This is a genomic window from Micromonospora sp. DH13 (assembly GCF_020873825.1).
GTDB lineage: Bacteria > Actinomycetota > Actinomycetes > Mycobacteriales > Micromonosporaceae > Micromonospora > Micromonospora haikouensis.
Window position 1 is genome coordinate 14,053 of sequence record NZ_JAHWGR010000040.1, and the last position, 15,952, is coordinate 30,004.

Sequence of the window (15,952 nt, forward strand, 5' to 3'; positions counted from 1 at the left end):
GGTGACGGAACCGGGTCGAGTCCGGACACGTCCCACCAATATGAGATCGACTCTCCTCCGCGCCGTCCTCGTCGTCGCCGCCGTCACCGCGTCGCTGGCGTCGGTCGGATGCTCCGCCGGCGACCCGGGCACCCCCACGTCGGCCCCCTCCGGCGTCACCGGGCCGACGCCCGCCCCGGGCGCGCCGACCACCGGCCCGGCGGGGTCCACCGGAGGCCCGGCGACCACCGGCACCGCCGCCCCGGTGGACGCCGACCGCGTGGTCGTGCGGCGCTCCGGCGGCTACGGCGGGCTGGACGACACCGTCACCGTCGAGCCGGACGGCCGGTGGACGGCCGTCGACCGGGCCGGCGCACGGCGGACCGGCCGGTTCACCGGGGCCGACCTCGACCGGCTGCGGCAGCTCGCCGCCGCCCCCCGGATCGCCGAGGGCGGCACCGACGACGGGGACGGTCGTTGCGGCGACGCCTTCGAATACCAGGTCAGCGTCGGCGGCACCACGGTCGACTGGACCGACTGCCCGGTCGCGGGCACGCCGCCGCCGGCCGCGTCGGCGCTGGCCGAGTTCGTGCTCACGGCCGCCCGCTGACCCGGGTGGAGGCCATCGCCAGCGACGACGCCCCGCCGGGGGATCAGAAGCGGTAGGCCGCCGGGAGGCCGGTGGCCCGCAGGTCCGGCGGCAGGTGGGACACGTCGTTGACCGCGACCAGGGTCGCCGGGCCGCCCGAGTGGTAACGGATCACGGTCAGGCCGGCGTTGTGGTGGCCCAGCCCGAGCCAGCGCCCCGGCGGCGCGTCCAGCGCGTGCCGCACCAGCCAGGCGATCAGGAAGGTGTGGGTGACCACCAGGACCCGGTCGTCGCCGTCGGCCGGCACGGCGGCGAACCGGGCCACGGCCGCCGCCGTCAGCCGCGGCCCGTCGACCCGCTCGGCCGGCGAGTAGGCGGCCAGGAGCCTCGCGTACGCCGGGGGCAGGCCCGCCGGGTCGGTGTCGTGCGGCAGGTGGTCGCCGGCCAGCTCGGTGGCGTACACCGGGACACCGGGCAGCGACCGGGCGACCAGCCCGGCGGTCTGCGCGGCCCGGGGCAGCGGCCCGTGGTGGACGGCGGCGAACGGCACCCCGCGCAGCCGCTCGCCGAGCAGCTCCGCCTGCCGCCGGCCCCGGGCGGAGAGGCCGACCTCCGGCGGGTCGCCCGCAGCGCCGTCGGGCCCGTCCTGCCCGTCGGCGGGCTGGTCCTGCTCGCCGTGCCGGGCCAGGAAGAGCAGGCGGCTCGCCATCGTCACCTCACCGGTCGGGAGGCGCGATGCTAACCCGCGCGCCCGCCGTCCGCCGGCCCGGCCGACACGGGAACGGGCTCAGCCGCGCGGGAACATCTGCCCGATACGGATCTTGTTGCCGAACGGGTCCCGGATGCCGAAGTCGATGCCGTACGGGCGCTCGGTCGGCTCGTCGGTGATCTCCACGCCCTTGCCGACCAGGTCCTCGTACGTCTTCTGCGCGTCGTCGGTGGTCATGAAGAGGTAGCCGCCCAGCGCACCCTTGGTGAGCAGCTCCCGCACCTGCTCGGCCGTCGCCGGGTCGAGGGCCGGCGGCCCCGGCTTCTCCAGCAGGATCTCCCGCTCCGGGTCGCCCGGCAGGTTGACCGTCAGCCAGCGCATGAAGCCGAGATCGGCGTCGGTGTTGACCTCCAGGCCGAGCTTGCCCACATAGAAGTCGAGCGCCTCGTCCTGGTCGAGCACGTAGATCTGGGAGCGGCTGATCGCGTTCATCGTCATGCCCGGAACGCTATGCGACCGCCCTGACCTGCCGCTTATCCAAAACTGCTGGGTCGCGTCCAGGCCTTGGCGAAGCAGGAGGGCACGTCCACCGGGGCCCGGCCCCGCCGGTACGCCGTCGGCGGCTCGCCCACGATCCGGTGGAACGTCCGGCTGAACGTCCCGAGGCTGGCGAACCCCACCGCGAAGCAGACGTCGGTGACGTCCCGGTCGGTCTGGGTCAGCAGGTACATGGCCCGCTCGACCCGACGACGTTGCAGGTAGCGGTGCGGGGTCTCGCCGAAGGTAGCCCGGAAGGTGCGGATGAAATGCGCCGGCGAGACGTGCGCGATCCGCGCCAGGGCAGGAATGTCCAACGGCTGGGCGTACGACCGGTCCATGGCGTCGCGGGCGCGCAGCATCGCCCGGTTGGACTCCTCCACGGCGCGGCTCATCCCACCCCCGTCGCGCTACGGTCGCCGCTGCTGTCACGCCACCGGGACGGCCCGGCAGGACGCCGGAACCGCCTTGTGGGACTGGAGCCCCCGGCCGGGATCGAACCGGCGACATCTCGCTTACAAGGCGAGTGCTCTGGCCAGCTGAGCTACAGGGGCGCATCGTGCGTGGTCAGCATAAGCGACAGACCTGCGAACATCCCCCTCGGCAGCCCCTCCGAGCACGGAAAACGCAATCTTTCCGAACCGGGAGGCGACAGTTCGTCGCCGGCCCGGCGAAACCGTGCGGAGATTGATGCCCGGCTGTGCCCGACTGACCGGAATGCGTATGCCGTCCGTCCCACCCGATGCTTCATGTCTTGGCAGGATACGAAAAGGCGTTTACCGTGCAGTGACACGGATGACACTTCCGGCGGCCCCGGCTGCCCGGCGTGTCGCCCGATGGCCGGCGTCACACGACGCCGGTCGCTCCTTCACTCGGATCGTCCGGCACGTTCCTGCCGGTGAAAGGAAGCGCTCCAGCATGGCTACGGTCACCTACGCGAAGGCGTCCCGCATCTACGCGGGCACCGAGCGTCCCGCAGTGAACCAGCTCGACCTCCAGATCGGGGACGGCGAGTTCCTGGTCCTGGTCGGCCCCTCCGGTTGCGGCAAGTCCACCAGCCTGCGCATGCTCGCCGGCCTGGAGGACGTCGACGACGGCGCGATCTACATCGACGACCGCGACGTCACCCACCTGCCGCCGAAGGCCCGCGACATCGCGATGGTCTTCCAGAACTACGCCCTCTACCCGCACATGTCGGTGTACGAGAACATGGCGTTCGCGCTCAAGCTGCGCAAGACCCCCAAGGACGAGATCGACCGGCGGGTGAAGGAGGCGGCCGGGCTGCTCCAGCTGGAGGAGTACCTCAGCCGCAAGCCGAAGGCCCTCTCCGGCGGTCAGCGCCAGCGGGTCGCGATGGGCCGGGCGATCGTCCGCGAGCCGCAGGTCTTCCTCATGGACGAGCCGCTGTCGAACCTCGACGCCAAGCTCCGGGTGCAGACCCGCACCCAGATCGCGTCGCTGCAGGCGAAGCTCGGCATCACCACCGTCTACGTCACCCACGACCAGGTCGAGGCCATGACCATGGGTCACCGGGTGGCGGTCATGCTCGACGGCGTCCTCCAGCAGGTCGACACCCCCCGGGCGCTCTACGACACCCCGGCCAACGTCTTCGTCGCCGGCTTCATGGGCTCCCCCGCCATGAACATCAAGACCGTCCCGTTCAGCGAGCGGGGCGCGGCGTTCGCCGAGATGAACATCCCGCTGAGCCGCGAGCAGGCCGAGGCGGCCCGCGCCGAGGGCGGCAACAACAAGGTCACCGTCGGGTTCCGCCCGGAGGACTGCGACCTGGTCAGCCCCACCGAGGGCGGCATGCCCGTCGTGGTCGAGCTGGTCGAGGACCTGGGCTCCGACGCGAACGTCTACGGCCACGCCGCGCTGGAGGGCCACAACGAGCGCTTCGTGGTCCGCACCGACCGGCGCACCATGCCGAACATGGGTGACACCGTGTTCGTCAAGCCGCGCGCCGGGCGTACCCACGTCTTCAACGCCGCCACCGGCAAGCGGATCTGACGCAGCAGCACGAAAGGGGCGGTCCGCCGGGTGGCGGGCCGCCCCTTCCGCGTACGCCTGCCGGAGCCGGACGCACGACGGGCCGCCCCCTGGTGCGGGGACGGCCCGGCGCGTCGGTCGGGTGCGGCGGGTCAGGACTCCGCGGCCCGGCGGCGGGCCACCTCGGCGAGGGTGACCGCCGCGGCGACGCTGGCGTTGAGCGACTCCACCTCGGAGACCATCGGGATGCTCACCGTCAGGTCGCAGGTCTCGCCGACCAGCCGGGACAGCCCGCGCCCCTCGGAGCCGACGACCACGACCAGCGGGCCGACGGCCGCCTCCAGGTCGTACAGGTCGGTGTCGCCGTCGGCGTCCAGGCCGACGACCATGAACCCGGCGTCCTGGCACGCCTTCAGCGACCGGGTCAGGTTGGTGACCTGGGCGACGGGCACCCGCGCCGCCGCGCCCGCGCTGGTGCGCCAGGCCGTCGCGGTGATCCCGGCGGCCCGCCGCTCCGGCACGAACACGCCCTGCGCGCCGAACGCGGCGGCGGACCGGATCACCGCGCCGAGGTTGCGCGGGTCGGTGACCCCGTCGAGGGCCACCAGCAGCGGGGCCGTCTGCTCCAGCGCCGCCGCCACCAGGTCCTCGAACGGCTCGTACGCGAACGGCGGCACCTGCAGGCCGATGCCCTGGTGCAGCACGCCGCCGGTCATCCGGTCCAGCTCGGCCCGGCTGATCTCCAGGATGGCGATGCCCCGGTCGGCGGCGGTGCGGACGATCTCGGTGACCCGGTCGTCGATCTCGATGCCGTGGGCCGTGTAGAGCGCGGTGGCCGGCACCTGGGCGCGCAGCGACTCCAGCACCGGGTTCCGCCCGACCAGCAGCTCCGGGCTGTCCTTCGCCGGGTTGGACTTGCGGCCCGGCGCGACCCGGGGCCCGGTGCGCCCGGCCGGCTTGCCGCCACGGCCGCCGGCGCCGCCCCGCAGGGTCGGCACCCCCCGGCCGCCGCCCCGGCCCCAGGTGGTGTCCTTGGTGCCCGGCTTGCCGACCTTCGGGGTGCGCCCCTCCTCGGCCGCCGCCCGGCGCTCCTTGTCCTGCTTCCAGGCGGTGCGCTGGGGCAGCTTCTCGGTGCCCGAGTAGGCCTTGTGCCAGGGGCGCTCGTCGGCGGGCAGGGTCTTGCCCCGGCCCGCGAGGGAGTCCTTGTTCTTGCCGCCGGAGCCCTTGGGGGCACCCGCCTTCGACGTCAGTCGCCGGCCACGGCGCTGCGAGTTGCCGGCCATCAGTCCTGCTCTCCAATAGTCCAACGGGGGCCCTGGGGGGTGTCCTCGACCACCACGCCGGCCAGCTTGAGCTGGTCGCGGACGGCGTCCGCGGCCGCCCAGTCCTTGCGGCTGCGGGCCTGCGCGCGCTGTTCCAGGGCCAGCGCGACCAGTGAGTCGACCACGCCGCGCAGGTCGTCCACGCGACCGCCGCCGGTCCAGGCCTCGTCGAGGGGGTCGATCCCGAGGATATCCAGCATCGCCCGCGCGGAGCCGAGCGCCGTGCGGACGGTCACATCGTCGCCGGTCGCCAGGGCGGTGTTGCCCTCCCGGAGCACCTCCTGGAGCACCGCGAGCGCGGCCGAGGTGTTCAGGTCGTCGTCCATGGCGGCGACGAAGCCGGCCGGCAGCTCGCCGAGCCCGCCGGGGCCGACCCGCTCGGCGGCCCGCTGGACGAACCCCTCGATCCGCCGGAAGCCGCTGGCCCACTCGCGCAGCGAGTCCTCGGTGTAGTCGATGTGCGACCGGTAGTGCGCCGCCGCGTAGTAGTAGCGCAGCTCGATCGGGCGCACCCCGAGCGAGGCGACGTACGCCAGGTCGAGGGCGTTGCCGAGCGACTTGCCCATCTTCGCCCCGCCGATGCCGAGCAGCCCGTGGTGCACCCAGTAGCGGGCGAACGGCAGGCCCGCCGCCTGCGACTGGGCGATCTCGTTCTCGTGGTGCGGGAAGGTCAGGTCGAGCCCGCCGCCGTGGATGTCGAACTCCTCGCCCAGGTAGCGCCAGCACATCGCCGAGCACTCGATGTGCCAGCCGGGCCGCCCCCGCCCCCACGGCGACGGCCAGTAGGCGTCGGCCGGCTCGTCGGGCTTCGCGCCCTTCCACAGGGCGAAGTCGCGCGGGTCGCGCTTGCCCCGCTCCGGGGCGTCGTCGGCGGCCTGCATCGCGTCGGGCGCCTGCCCGGACAACGCGCCATAGGCCGGCCAGGACGCCACGTCGAAGTAGACGTCGCCCGAGCCGTCGGTGGCCGGGTAGGCGTGCCCGGTGTCGATCAGCTTCGCGATCAGCTCGTGCATCTCGGGGATGTGCCCGGTGGCCCGCGGCTCGTACGTCGGCGGCAGCACGTTCAGTGACCGGTAGGCGGCGGTCAGCGCCCGCTCGTTGGCGTACGCGATCGACCAGAACGGCCGGTCCTGCTCGCAGGCCTTCACCAGGATCTTGTCGTCGATGTCGGTCAGGTTGCGGATGAACCGCACCTCGAACCCCCGGGCCAGCAGCCAGCGGCGCAGCACGTCGTAGTTGACGCCGGAGCGGAGGTGGCCGATGTGCGGAGGACCCTGGAGCGTGAGACCACACAGGTAGACCCCCACCTTGCCGGCTTCCCGCGGGACGAAGTCCCGCACCGATCGGGTGGCGGTGTCATACAGGCGTAGCGTCACGGCTCCAGGGTAGCCGTCCACACGTTGCCGGTTCGCCCCGCGCCGGGTCGTCCGCCGCCCCGCGTTCCCGGTTCGTCCCGTGCCGGGTCGTACGCTGCCCCTCGTGGATGAGGCGGCGCGGCAGGAGCGCACGACGACCCGGACCGACGACGGCACGCGCGGTGGTGAGACAGCTCAGACGCTGGACCGGGGGCTGCGGCTGCTGCACCTGGTCGCCGACGCGCCGGGCGGGCTGACCGTCACCGAGGCGGCCAACCGGCTGGGCATCGGCCGGGCGGCCGTCTACCGGCTGGTCGGGGCGCTCAGCGGACACGGCATGGTGCGCCGCGACGGCGACGGCCGGCTGCGGCTCGGCGCGGGCGTGCTGCACCTGGCGAGGAGGGCCCAGCCGCTGCTCGCCGAGGGGGCGCTGCCCGCCCTGCGGCGGCTCGCCGAGCAGGCCGGCGCGACCGCGCACCTGACCGTCGTCGAGGGCGGCGAGGGGGTCGCCCTGGCGGTGGTGGAGCCGAGCTGGACGTCGCTGCACGTGGCGTACCGGACCGGGACGCGGCATCCGCTGGAACGGGGGGCGGCCGGGCGGGCCATCCTCGCCGCCCGCGCGGGATCCGCCGGCCCGGTGAGCACCAGCGGCGAGTTGCAGCCCGGGGCGTACGGTGTGGCCGCGCCGGTGCTCGGCGTGCCGGGGCTGGAGGCGAGCGTCGGCGTGGTGGCGCTGGCCCCGCTGGACCCGGAGTCGGTCGGCGAGCAGGTGCTCGCGGCAGCGGCGGCGATCAGCGCGGCGCTGGCCCCCTGACGCGAGCCGGCCAGGGCAGGGGGCGGACCGGGCTGGTTGGGCCCGGCATGTCGGCGACATGGCGGTATCCCAGCCGCCGGATACCCCCACGTCGCCGACACTGCGTCCCCGCTAGCACATCCGAGGGCGGGTTGGGCGGTTATCCACAGGGTGGGGAGCCGGCGAGGTGGCCGGTTGTCCACAGGGGTGTCGCCAGGCGTACCGGGACGGTGACGCTGGTCGACATGCCCCCACAACCTTCCCGCCCCGCTGCCCTGGCCCGGCAGGTCTTCCGCGGCTCGGAGGCCGTCCGGCTCGGGCTGCTAAGCCGGCACCAGCTCCGCGGCGCGTCCTGGCTGCGCCTGCGTCAGGACGTGTACGCCGACGCCCGACTCCACCGAGACCACGGCCTGGCCTGCCGCGCCGCCGTGCTGCGGTTGCCGCCCGAGGCCGTGCTCGCCGGCCCGTCGGCGGCCTACCTGCTCGGCGTCGAACACGCCGCCTCGTTCACCGACGACGTGCATGTGCTCGTCCCCCGGTCGGCCCGGATCGACTCACAGCCCGGCATCCGGGTGCACACTCTCGGCGCTGCTCCGGCGCTCTTGCCAGTGGGTGGCGGCCCAGCCACACAGGCGGGCGGCGGCCGAACACTCGACGACCGGGCGGGCGGCGGCCGGACACTCGACGACCACCCAGCCGGGAGCCGGACGGGTGCGGCGGGCGCCGCCGCAGACCCGGCCTTCGGTCCCGCCACCGCCGGCCAGGGAGCCGTCGAATGGACCGCCGCCGGGTTGGGCATCATCGACGCGACCGCCGCCGACCTGGCTGCCGTCGACAGGACCGCAGCCGAACCGGGCACCGTCAACCGGGCCGCCGCCGGGCTGGGCATCATCGACGGGACCGCCGCCGGTGTCGGGGCCCTGCGGTGGACGCAGCCGGCCCAGGCCGCATGGGAGACGGCGGTGTGGCTGGAGCCGTTCCAGGCGGTGCCGATCGTCGACAGCCTGCTCGGCCGAGGGCTGGTCACCTGGGATGACCTGACGGCGGTCACCGAGCACAACGCCGACCGGCCGGGCGGGCGGCGCGCCCGCTGGGTGTTCGGGCTCGCCGACGGCGGCGCGCAGTCGCCACCGGAGTCACAGCTGCGGTTGCGGCTGGTGCTCGCCGGCCTGCCCCGCCCGGTGACCCAGCACCCGGTTCGGCTGGCGTCGGGCCTGGTCCTGCACCCAGACCTGGCCTGGCCGGCCTTCCGGGTCGCCATCGAGTACGACGGGCACTGGCACGCCGACGCCGAGCAGCTGCACCGCGACCGCCAGCGGCTCAACCACCTCGTCGGGGCGGGCTGGGTCGTGCTGCACGTGACCAGCCGCCGCCTCCACCGGGACTTCCCGGCGGTGGTCCGCGAGGTGCGCGCCGCCCTGGTGTCCCGAGGCTGGCGGCGATGACCCGCCCCCCAACCCGGCGACCTGGCCCCAAACGGGCCGGTGCCTGGGCCTGAGCTGGGGCGCGACGGGGCGGGGCGGCGGGGCGGCGGGTTGCGCCGCCATGTCGGCGACATCGCGCCATCCCAGGCCCCTGGACCCCGCCATGTCGCCGACATGGCGCGACGCCAGCGACGCCAGCGACGCCAGCGGCCGGAAACGCGCGAGGGCCCGGGCGACCGTGGTCACCCGGGCCCAGCCGGAGAGGATCCGGGATGTCACATGCGGGTCGTCACCGCGGCGTACGCGTCGATGATGCCGTGACCGTAGAAGCCGTTGAACGTCGAGCTACCGGCGCAGAAGGCGTCGAACTCGGCCGGACGGCCCTCGTTGGTGTAGGTCTGCAGCCGGGGCTCCGGGCAGGCGCGCTCGGCGGCGGTACGGTAGAGCTGCCGCTCCACCTTGTCCGGGTCCATGCCCAGACCGCCCTTGACCTTCTTGCCGTACTTGCTGACGATCAGCGCGGCGACGCCGCTGACGTGCGGCGACGCCATCGAGGTGCCCTGCAGGTAGGTGTAGTATCCGCAGTCACCGTTGGCCTTGCACTCCTTGAACACCGACTCCTCGAAGCCGGCGACGATGTTGCCGTTCTCGTCGACGGAGCCCTCCTCCTGGAGGACGTGCTTCGGGTACGCGGAGAGGATCATGTTGGAGTCGAGGCGGTAGGTGTCGGTGCCGTAGCCGTCGCGGTACCAGCCACCCGGCGCGGCGACGGCGATCTGCTCGGTGCCGTAGTTCGAGTAGTCGGCCTTCTTGCCGGACGGGCCGACCGCCGACACGCCGATCACGTGCGGACCCTCCACCGGGAAGTCCCAGCAGCTCGCGTTGTCGATCGGCCGCTCGTACGGGTCGGCGCCGTAGTCGGGGCTGGAGAAGTCGGTGCGCGGGGCGCCCAGGTCCTCGTGGTTGTTGCCGAGCGAGCCGACCAGGGTGACGCCCTTGCGGTGCGCGTAGTTGAGCGCCCGCGTCATGGCCTCGATGGTCGCCCGCTGCTCGGCCTGGGCCTCCGGCGAGTCGGCCGGGTTGGCCGTGCAGTTGTAGAGCCACGGGTCGACGTAGAACGACATGTTGACCACGTCGAGGCCGACCTTGCCGGCGTGGACCAGGGCGTTGACGACCGGGTCGAGGAAGAAGTAGCCGGAGTCCTGACCGCCCTTGAGCTCGACCAGGGTCACGTTCGGGGCGACGCCGGAGAGGCCGAAGCCGTCGGCGGCGGCGCCGATGGTCCCGGCGACGTGGGTGCCGTGCCCGCCGTCGTCGGTGCCGACCGGGTCGAGGCAGCTCGCCACCTCGCACTCGCCGTCGACCTCGGGGATGTCGGGGGCGAAGTTGCGCGACAGTGACCAGCTGAAGTTCGCCGCCAGGTCGGGGTTGCTGGCGTCGAGGCCGGTGTCGAGGACGCCGACGGTGACCCGACGGTCGCCCGGCTCCACCTTGCGCGCCTTGTCGGCCCGGATCATGCCCAGGCCCCAGAGCTTGTCGTCCAGCGGGTCCAGCTTCGCGCCCCGCTTGGCGGGGGCACCCTTCACCTTGGCCTTGGCCTGGGCGAGGAGGTTCTCCTGCTCGACCCGGTCGAGCTTCGGCTTGCGGCCGATGGCCTTCTTCTCGGCCGCGCCGAGCAGGGCGGCGTTCGCGGCGGCCCGGCTGGCGAAGTCGGCGCGGTCGCTGGTGACCTGGTACAGGCCGACCTCGTCGGTGCGGGACACGACCGTGCCACCGGCGGCCTTGATCGCGGCGATCGCCGCGTCGGCGGAGACGCCGGACTCCGCCACGACGGTGAACTCCCGGGTCACGGTCGGCTCGGCATTCGCCGGGCCCACCACGCCGGTCACCGTGAGTGCCAGCGCCGTTGCGGTTGCGACGGCACCGGCGGTGAAGCGCTTGCTCACCACATCAGATCCTCTCGTTGAGGGACGTGGCAGCCATCCCATACCACCTGGGAGCGTTCCGCTAGATGGGAGTCCGTATTACACGGCAATCAGGCTTTCGTCGGCCCGCTGTCATCCAACGCCGACGGACCGGCCGGCGGGGCGGGCTCGCGGCCCGCCGGCCGGGCGGCCTACGTGCCGCTCGGTTCGACCCGGGCGTACCGGTCGAGCACGTCCGGCAGGGCGGCCAGCGTGGACACCTCCGCGCCGGCGGGCACGCCCTCCGGGCGGGGCAGCCCACCGCGGTTGAGCCACACCGCCCGCATCCCGGCCCGCAGGGGCGCGACGACGTCGTGGCTCGGGGAGTCGCCGACGTACACGATCTGGCGCGGGGGCACCCCGGCGGCCTCGACCACGGCGGCGAAGAACTCGGGGGCGGGCTTCTTCGGCAGGCCGTTCTCGTGCGCGTACACCTCGAAGGTGAACTCGCCGGTGAGCCCGCAGCGTTCGGCGCGGCTGTTGCCGTTGGTGGCGTAGCCCAGGGTGTAGCGCGGGCGCAGGGCGGCGAGCGCGGGCAGCGCGTCGGGGAACGGCCGGGTGAGCGCGAAGCGCCGGGCGAAGAAGAGCGCCGCGAGGTCGTCGAGGTGCGCGTCGAGGCCGGCCCGGGCGAGCGACCGGGCCAGCGCGGCCCGCCGGATCTCGTTGACCGGCGCGGCGCTCAGCGCCCCGAAGACCGCACCCCAGTCCGACTCGAGGTCCGCGAGGGTGACCTCGGCCGCCGCCGGGGTCAGCCGCCGCATCTCCTCGAGTACGGCCTCCAGCCCGCCGGTGACCGCCGGGCGCAGGTCGAGCAGGGTCTCGTCGGCGTCGAACACGACGTGGGTCAGCATGCCGGCAAGGGTGCCACCGAGCCGGGCCCCGGGCCACGTCGGCCCTGTTCCCCCGGGCTGGGCGTGCCGGTACGGGCCCGGCTGGCCCCGACCGGGTGCCGGCTGCCGGCCCGGACGGCGCGATGGCGGCTGGTCATGCCTCGGCCGCGAGGGCGGGTTCGGCGGGGCGGGCGGGCGACCGGCCGAGGGCCCGCGCCTCGCGCAGTTCGTCGATCCGGACCAGGGCGACCCCGGCGACGATCAGGGCGCCGCCGAGCAGCTGCACCACGGTCGGCAGCTCGCCCAGCACCAGCCAGGCGATGAGCACCGCGAACATGACCTCGGTCAGCCCGACGAACGACGACAGCCGGGCCCCGAGGATCCGGGCCGCCGCGATCCCGGTCAGGTACGCGACGACCGCCGCGACCAGCGAGAGGCCGGCGATGGGCACCAGCCAGCTCGTGCGCTGCCCCGCGAAGGTCACCTCGCCGAAGGTGGCCCGCAGCGGCAGCGCCCCGGCGAGGCCGAGCACGAGCAGGGCCGCCGCGCCGACGCCCATGCCGGCGCTGGCCATCGCCACCGACGGCAGGCCGTCGTCGAGTCGCCCGGCGATCACGAAGTAGCCGGCGAGGCCGACGGCCGCGCCCAGCCCCCAGAGCACGCCGGCCGGGTCGAGGCGACCGCCGCCGGTGACGTCCAGCACGGCGGGGAGGCCGGCGAGCGCGGCCACCGACCCGGCCACGGTGAGTCGGCGGGGGCGCTGCCCGTGGACCGCCCACATCCAGCCGACCACGAGGATGATGCCCAGGTATTCCAGCAGCAGCGCCACCCCGACCGGGAGGTAGCGCACGGCGTTGAAGAAGCACGCCTGCGCCAGGGCGACGGCGAGCAGCCCGAACGCGCCCACGGAGGCGAGGTTGCGCCGCAGCACGTCCCACCGGCCGCGCAGGGCCAGCACCGCCGGCACCGCGAGGACGGCGGCGGCGCTGCCGACCCGGGCGATCACCACGGCCTCCGCGGACCACCCGGCCTCGATCAGCGACCGGGCGAAGGTGCCCGAGGTGGCGAAGGTGACGGCCGACAGCAGTGCCAGGCCGAGACCGACGCCGGTGGGTCGTTGACGCATCGACTCTCCTCGGGACGTCATGAGTCAAGTAGCTTTATGCTCGTGACGCTAGGTCGGTCGGCCGACAGGAGTCAAGTTGCTTTTCGCCCATGACACCGAGCCCGCGCTGATCGCCGCCGCCGCGCTGGTCAACACCGGGGGCAGCCACGGCGAGGCGCTGCCCGACGTGGCGGCCCTGGACGCGTTCCTCGCCACGCACGGCTGGACCGGCCGGCACGAACGCACCGACGCGGAGCTGCGGGCCGTCCGGGACCTGCGCCCCCGGCTGCGCCGGATCTGGTACGCCGACACCGACGAGGTCGTCGCCACCGTCAATGCGCTGCTGCGCGACGCCGGGGCGCTGCCGCAGCTCATCCGCCACGACGACGAGCCATATCACCTGCACGCCGTGCCCAGGGACGCGCCGCTGCCCACCCGGATGGCCGTCGAGGCCGCGATGGCCCTCGCCGACCTGGTACGCGGAGACGAGCTGAGCCGGCTGCGCGTGTGCGACCATCCGGACTGCGACAACGTGCTGGTGGACCTGTCGAAGAACCGGTCCCGCCGATTCTGCGACGCCGGGTGCGGCAACCGGGCGGCGGTCACCGCCTACCGGGCCCGCCGGGCCGCCGCCCGGCCCCGGCTGGGCTGAACATCATGTCGGGCGGGTGGTGGTATAACGGCCGCTGGATACCGCCACCCGCCCGACATGAAGTCGATCAACCGGCCTCGCGCGCCGCCCACTCCGCGCGGAGCAGCTCGTACTCGACCTCGCCGTGCTCGGTGCCCTCGATCGGGTCGGCCCAGTCGAGGTGGAACGTGCGCACGTACCGCAGTCCGGACTTCTCCATCACCCGCCGGGAGGGCGTGTTGACCGCCATCGTCTGCGCCCACACGCGGGCCAGGCCGACGGTGGCGAACGCGTACCGGAGCAGGGCACGGGACCCCTCGGTGGCCAGGCCGCGCCCCCACGCCGCCCGCCGCAGCCGGTACCCCAACTCGGCCTGCGTCACCGGTTGCGCCGCCGCCGGTTGCGCCCCCGCCGGTGGTGCAGCCGCCGGTGGTGCAGCCGCCGGTGGTGCAGCCGCCGGTGGTGCAGCCGCCGGTGGTGCAGCCGCCGGTGGTGCAGCCGCCGGTGGTGCAGCCGCCGGTGGTGCAGCCGCCGGTGGTGCTGCCCCCGCTGCCGGCCCGGGCAGGGGACCTGCCTGCGGGGCATCCGCCCCGGGCACGGGCTCCGCTTCCGGGGCACCCGCCCCGGGCACGGGCTCCGCCGCCGGGGGACCTGCCTCGGGCCGCACGCCTGCCTGCGGGGCGGCGGCCCCAGGCGAGGGCTCCGCCGCCGGGGCGTCCAGGGCGAACCAGCCCAGGAACGTCCCCGTCGCCCGGTCGACGGCGGCCCACCGGCCCAGGCCGGGGCACCGGTCGTACCCGGCCAGGAGGCGGGGCAGCAGCTCGCCCCGGACCACGTCGGCCGGGGTCGGCTGGCCACCGGTCAGGTAGCGCATGACCTCCGGGTCCGAGTCCAGCTCCGTCAGGGCGTCGGCATCGGCCTCCGTGAACCGGCGCAGCCGCAGCCGCCCCGTCTCCAGCAGGACCGCCCCGGACCCGTCGACCCCCGTCATCCCCGCCACCCCCTGCACGCCCTTCAGGCTGAAGATCATGTCGGGCGGGTGGCGGTATTCCGACCCGCCCGATACCGCCATGTCGCCGACATGAAGTCGATCAACCGGCCGACCGGCGGTCACGAGGCGCTGCCAGCCATCAGCCAGCGGGTGACGGGGACCCGGATCAGGACGTTCTCCCCGGCGGGCCCGGCCGGGGCGGTGACGTCCCAGTCGTACTTGCGGCGGAACCCGTCGTCGACCCACTCGGGGAACGGCTGGCGCACGATCACGGCCGCACCCTCGGCGACGACCGGGAACTTGCCGTCAGGCAGCGCCAGCGACACCCGGGGATCGACGACGATGTTACGGACCTTGCGGTTCCGCTCCTGTGTCCAGATCCACCACTCGTCGCCTCGGAACAGGAACCAGACCGGTGTGACGTGCGGCGAACCGTTCGGCCGCACCGTGCACAGCCAGACGATCCGCTCCTGGGCGAGGCGGTCCAGGACCTCCGGTCCGGGCACCGTGTGGCCGGTCAGCGGGGGACCGCCGCGACGAAGGCCCACCACGCGTGCGCGTCGACGGTCAGCACCGGTCCCGAACGGTCCTTGCTGTCCCGCGCCCCGACCACCCCGGAAAGATCCGTCGCCACCTCCACACACTGGTCGTTCGACCCGCTGCGGCTGCTCTTCCGCCAGTGGGCACCCATCAACTCCATGACTCCGCCACTTCCCTCAACCGATCGATCGACTCCTGCGGGGGCAACGCCGCGCCGAGGGTAGCCTCCCAGGTCCGCTGAAGACGACGCAGATCCTCGGGCTTGTCCAGTTCCTGCCCGCCGATCTGACCACCGAGGAAAGCCAACTCGACGTCGTCGGACAGCGTCGCGAGGATGAACGGTCCATTCAGGCCCGGATTCTCCTCGGCCGTGCAGGGCACCACGTGCACCCGCACCCCCGGATGCTCCGTGGCCAGCCACGCAAGATGCGACGCCTGGTCACACATGATCTTGCGACTGCCGACGCGGCGCCGGAGCACGGACTCGTCGACCACCGCGACGACAAGGGGCTGACAGTCTCCGTAGAGGACTGCCTGGCTCTCCATCCGATCGTCAAGCCGGCGCTGCACCTCCTCGGCATCGAGCAGGTCGTCTGCTTCGAAGACGGCGCGGGCGTATGCCTCGGTCTGGAAGAGGCCGGGCACGTGCAGCGGATCGAACCAGCGCAGCGCGCGGGCCTGGCCCAGGATCACCCGCCAACCGCGCAGCCAGACCTGGGCCTTGTCCAGGGTCACCAGCTCGGCGAGCATGCGACCGAAGAGGCCGCCGGTGTCGAGCGCCTCGTCGAACAGCTCCAGGTATTTCGGAGCGGGCGGGCCCTCCACCCTCACGGTGATCCGCTCCGATGCGCCGCCAGCTGCGGAGACGCCGGGAACACCCCGGCTCTCGCAACGGCCGGAGACGCTTCCGAAAGTAGCGACCCAATCACCAGACTGTGCAGGGCGGACGGCCAAAGTGGCCTATCCCCCGGCCCCGTCGCCCGCCCGGGGACCGCCCCGCTCCCCCGGCCGGGCGTCCCCGACCAGGGCGCGATGACGCAGATGACTCAGCTCCCTAGGGAGGCCGCTCCATGTCCCGGCCCGCGCGCGACCGACGAGTCGTACCCCCGCCGACCCCGCACGCGGCGCTTCGGCCGCTCTGGCTGTGCCGGGCCTGCGCCGCGCCCTGGCCCCAGCACAGGCACCGGCACCGGC

Annotated in this window: 16 protein-coding genes, 1 tRNA gene and 2 pseudogenes; 5 read left to right on the forward strand and 14 right to left on the reverse strand. The window is 73.9% G+C overall.

Annotated features, from left to right (window positions below):
- Positions 1–40 precede the first annotated feature (40 nt).
- Complete coding sequence (locus LPA42_RS28425) at positions 41–589, forward strand: hypothetical protein (RefSeq protein WP_077938088.1); 549 nt, start codon at positions 41–43, stop codon at positions 587–589.
- A 43-nt stretch (positions 590–632) separates the two neighbouring features.
- Here LPA42_RS28425 and LPA42_RS28430 read toward each other — a convergent pair whose 3' ends face one another.
- The 4 genes from LPA42_RS28430 to LPA42_RS28445 form a co-directional block, all read right to left on the reverse strand.
- A complete protein-coding gene (locus LPA42_RS28430; RefSeq protein ID WP_077938087.1) occupies positions 633–1,277 on the reverse strand; it encodes a histidine phosphatase family protein in 645 nt (214 codons plus the stop codon).
- 78 nt (positions 1,278–1,355) lie between these two features.
- Positions 1,356–1,775 carry a VOC family protein gene (locus LPA42_RS28435; protein ID WP_077938086.1) on the reverse strand — a complete coding sequence of 140 codons (420 nt, stop codon included), beginning with the start codon at positions 1,773–1,775 and terminating at the stop codon, positions 1,356–1,358.
- Positions 1,776–1,810: 35 nt separating this feature from the next.
- Complete coding sequence (locus LPA42_RS28440; RefSeq protein WP_077938085.1) at positions 1,811–2,209, reverse strand: helix-turn-helix domain-containing protein; 399 nt, start codon at positions 2,207–2,209, stop codon at positions 1,811–1,813.
- Between the two features lie 82 nt (positions 2,210–2,291).
- Positions 2,292–2,368 (reverse strand) — tRNA-Thr (locus LPA42_RS28445).
- Between the two features lie 364 nt (positions 2,369–2,732).
- Between LPA42_RS28445 and LPA42_RS28450 the strand changes: the two genes are divergently transcribed.
- Positions 2,733–3,824, forward strand: coding sequence for an ABC transporter ATP-binding protein (locus tag LPA42_RS28450; RefSeq protein WP_077938084.1), 1,092 nt, complete (start codon positions 2,733–2,735; stop codon positions 3,822–3,824).
- A 131-nt stretch (positions 3,825–3,955) separates the two neighbouring features.
- On the opposite strand, the gene rlmB is transcribed toward LPA42_RS28450, so the two are convergent.
- Both rlmB and cysS read right to left on the reverse strand, forming a co-directional pair.
- Complete coding sequence (gene rlmB / locus LPA42_RS28455) at positions 3,956–5,086, reverse strand: 23S rRNA (guanosine(2251)-2'-O)-methyltransferase RlmB (RefSeq protein ID WP_077938083.1); 1,131 nt, start codon at positions 5,084–5,086, stop codon at positions 3,956–3,958.
- Entirely contained in the window at positions 5,086–6,501 is a 1,416-nt protein-coding gene (gene cysS / locus LPA42_RS28460; protein WP_077938082.1) for a cysteine--tRNA ligase, read from the reverse strand. Before cysS ends, rlmB begins: the two co-directional genes overlap by 1 nt.
- 103 nt (positions 6,502–6,604) lie before the next feature.
- On the opposite strand from cysS, the gene LPA42_RS28465 reads away from it, so the two are divergent.
- A complete protein-coding gene (locus LPA42_RS28465) occupies positions 6,605–7,294 on the forward strand; it encodes an IclR family transcriptional regulator (RefSeq protein WP_077938081.1) in 690 nt (229 codons plus the stop codon).
- A 224-nt stretch (positions 7,295–7,518) separates the two neighbouring features.
- Positions 7,519–8,718, forward strand: coding sequence for a hypothetical protein (locus LPA42_RS28470; protein ID WP_096761661.1), 1,200 nt, complete (start codon positions 7,519–7,521; stop codon positions 8,716–8,718).
- 254 nt (positions 8,719–8,972) lie between these two features.
- Here LPA42_RS28470 and LPA42_RS28475 read toward each other — a convergent pair whose 3' ends face one another.
- The 3 genes from LPA42_RS28475 to LPA42_RS28485 all read right to left on the reverse strand — a co-directional run bounded on the left by LPA42_RS28475 (position 8,973) and on the right by LPA42_RS28485 (position 12,617).
- Positions 8,973–10,643, reverse strand: coding sequence for a S8 family serine peptidase (locus tag LPA42_RS28475; protein ID WP_198956605.1), 1,671 nt, complete (start codon positions 10,641–10,643; stop codon positions 8,973–8,975).
- A 170-nt stretch (positions 10,644–10,813) separates the two neighbouring features.
- A complete protein-coding gene (locus tag LPA42_RS28480; protein ID WP_077938078.1) occupies positions 10,814–11,512 on the reverse strand; it encodes an HAD family hydrolase in 699 nt (232 codons plus the stop codon).
- A gap of 133 nt (positions 11,513–11,645) precedes the next feature.
- A complete protein-coding gene (locus LPA42_RS28485; protein WP_077938077.1) occupies positions 11,646–12,617 on the reverse strand; it encodes a DMT family transporter in 972 nt (323 codons plus the stop codon).
- A gap of 76 nt (positions 12,618–12,693) precedes the next feature.
- Here LPA42_RS28485 and LPA42_RS28490 point away from each other — a divergent pair, with 76 nt between their 5' ends.
- Positions 12,694–13,248, forward strand: coding sequence for a CGNR zinc finger domain-containing protein (locus LPA42_RS28490; RefSeq protein ID WP_077938076.1), 555 nt, complete (start codon positions 12,694–12,696; stop codon positions 13,246–13,248).
- A 67-nt stretch (positions 13,249–13,315) separates the two neighbouring features.
- Here LPA42_RS28490 and LPA42_RS28495 read toward each other — a convergent pair.
- The 5 genes and pseudogenes from LPA42_RS28495 to LPA42_RS28515 all read right to left on the reverse strand — a co-directional run.
- Positions 13,316–13,603, reverse strand: a pseudogene (locus LPA42_RS28495) (GNAT family N-acetyltransferase); the annotation flags it as partial.
- 336 nt (positions 13,604–13,939) lie between these two features.
- Positions 13,940–14,299: pseudogene (locus LPA42_RS28500) on the reverse strand (GNAT family N-acetyltransferase); the annotation flags it as partial.
- A 38-nt stretch (positions 14,300–14,337) separates the two neighbouring features.
- Positions 14,338–14,724, reverse strand: coding sequence for a pyridoxamine 5'-phosphate oxidase family protein (locus LPA42_RS28505; protein ID WP_228986989.1), 387 nt, complete (start codon positions 14,722–14,724; stop codon positions 14,338–14,340).
- Between the two features lie 11 nt (positions 14,725–14,735).
- Complete coding sequence (locus LPA42_RS28510; RefSeq protein WP_077938071.1) at positions 14,736–14,918, reverse strand: DUF397 domain-containing protein; 183 nt, start codon at positions 14,916–14,918, stop codon at positions 14,736–14,738.
- Positions 14,909–15,589 (reverse strand): DUF5753 domain-containing protein, encoded by a 681-nt coding sequence (locus tag LPA42_RS28515; protein ID WP_198956604.1) that lies wholly within the window; start codon positions 15,587–15,589, stop codon positions 14,909–14,911. Before LPA42_RS28515 ends, LPA42_RS28510 begins: the two co-directional genes overlap by 10 nt.
- Between the last annotated feature and the right edge of the window lie 363 nt (positions 15,590–15,952).

Bases quoted from the DNA above. Each gene is read 5' to 3' on its own strand.
- LPA42_RS28510 (WP_077938071.1), bottom strand. From the start codon at position 14,918: ATGGAGTTGATGGGTGCCCACTGGCGGAAGAGCAGCCGCAGCGGGTCG.
- LPA42_RS28480 (WP_077938078.1), bottom strand. From the start codon at position 11,512: ATGCTGACCCACGTCGTGTTCGACGCCGACGAGACCCTGCTCGACCTG.
- LPA42_RS28450 (WP_077938084.1), top strand. From the start codon at position 2,733: ATGGCTACGGTCACCTACGCGAAGGCGTCCCGCATCTACGCGGGCACC.
- LPA42_RS28440 (WP_077938085.1), bottom strand. From the start codon at position 2,209: ATGAGCCGCGCCGTGGAGGAGTCCAACCGGGCGATGCTGCGCGCCCGC.
- LPA42_RS28435 (WP_077938086.1), bottom strand. From the start codon at position 1,775: ATGACGATGAACGCGATCAGCCGCTCCCAGATCTACGTGCTCGACCAG.
- LPA42_RS28430 (WP_077938087.1), bottom strand. From the start codon at position 1,277: ATGGCGAGCCGCCTGCTCTTCCTGGCCCGGCACGGCGAGCAGGACCAG.
- rlmB (WP_077938083.1), bottom strand. From the start codon at position 5,086: ATGGCCGGCAACTCGCAGCGCCGTGGCCGGCGACTGACGTCGAAGGCG.
- LPA42_RS28425 (WP_077938088.1), top strand. From the start codon at position 41: ATGAGATCGACTCTCCTCCGCGCCGTCCTCGTCGTCGCCGCCGTCACC.
- LPA42_RS28470 (WP_096761661.1), top strand. From the start codon at position 7,519: ATGCCCCCACAACCTTCCCGCCCCGCTGCCCTGGCCCGGCAGGTCTTC.
- LPA42_RS28485 (WP_077938077.1), bottom strand. From the start codon at position 12,617: ATGCGTCAACGACCCACCGGCGTCGGTCTCGGCCTGGCACTGCTGTCG.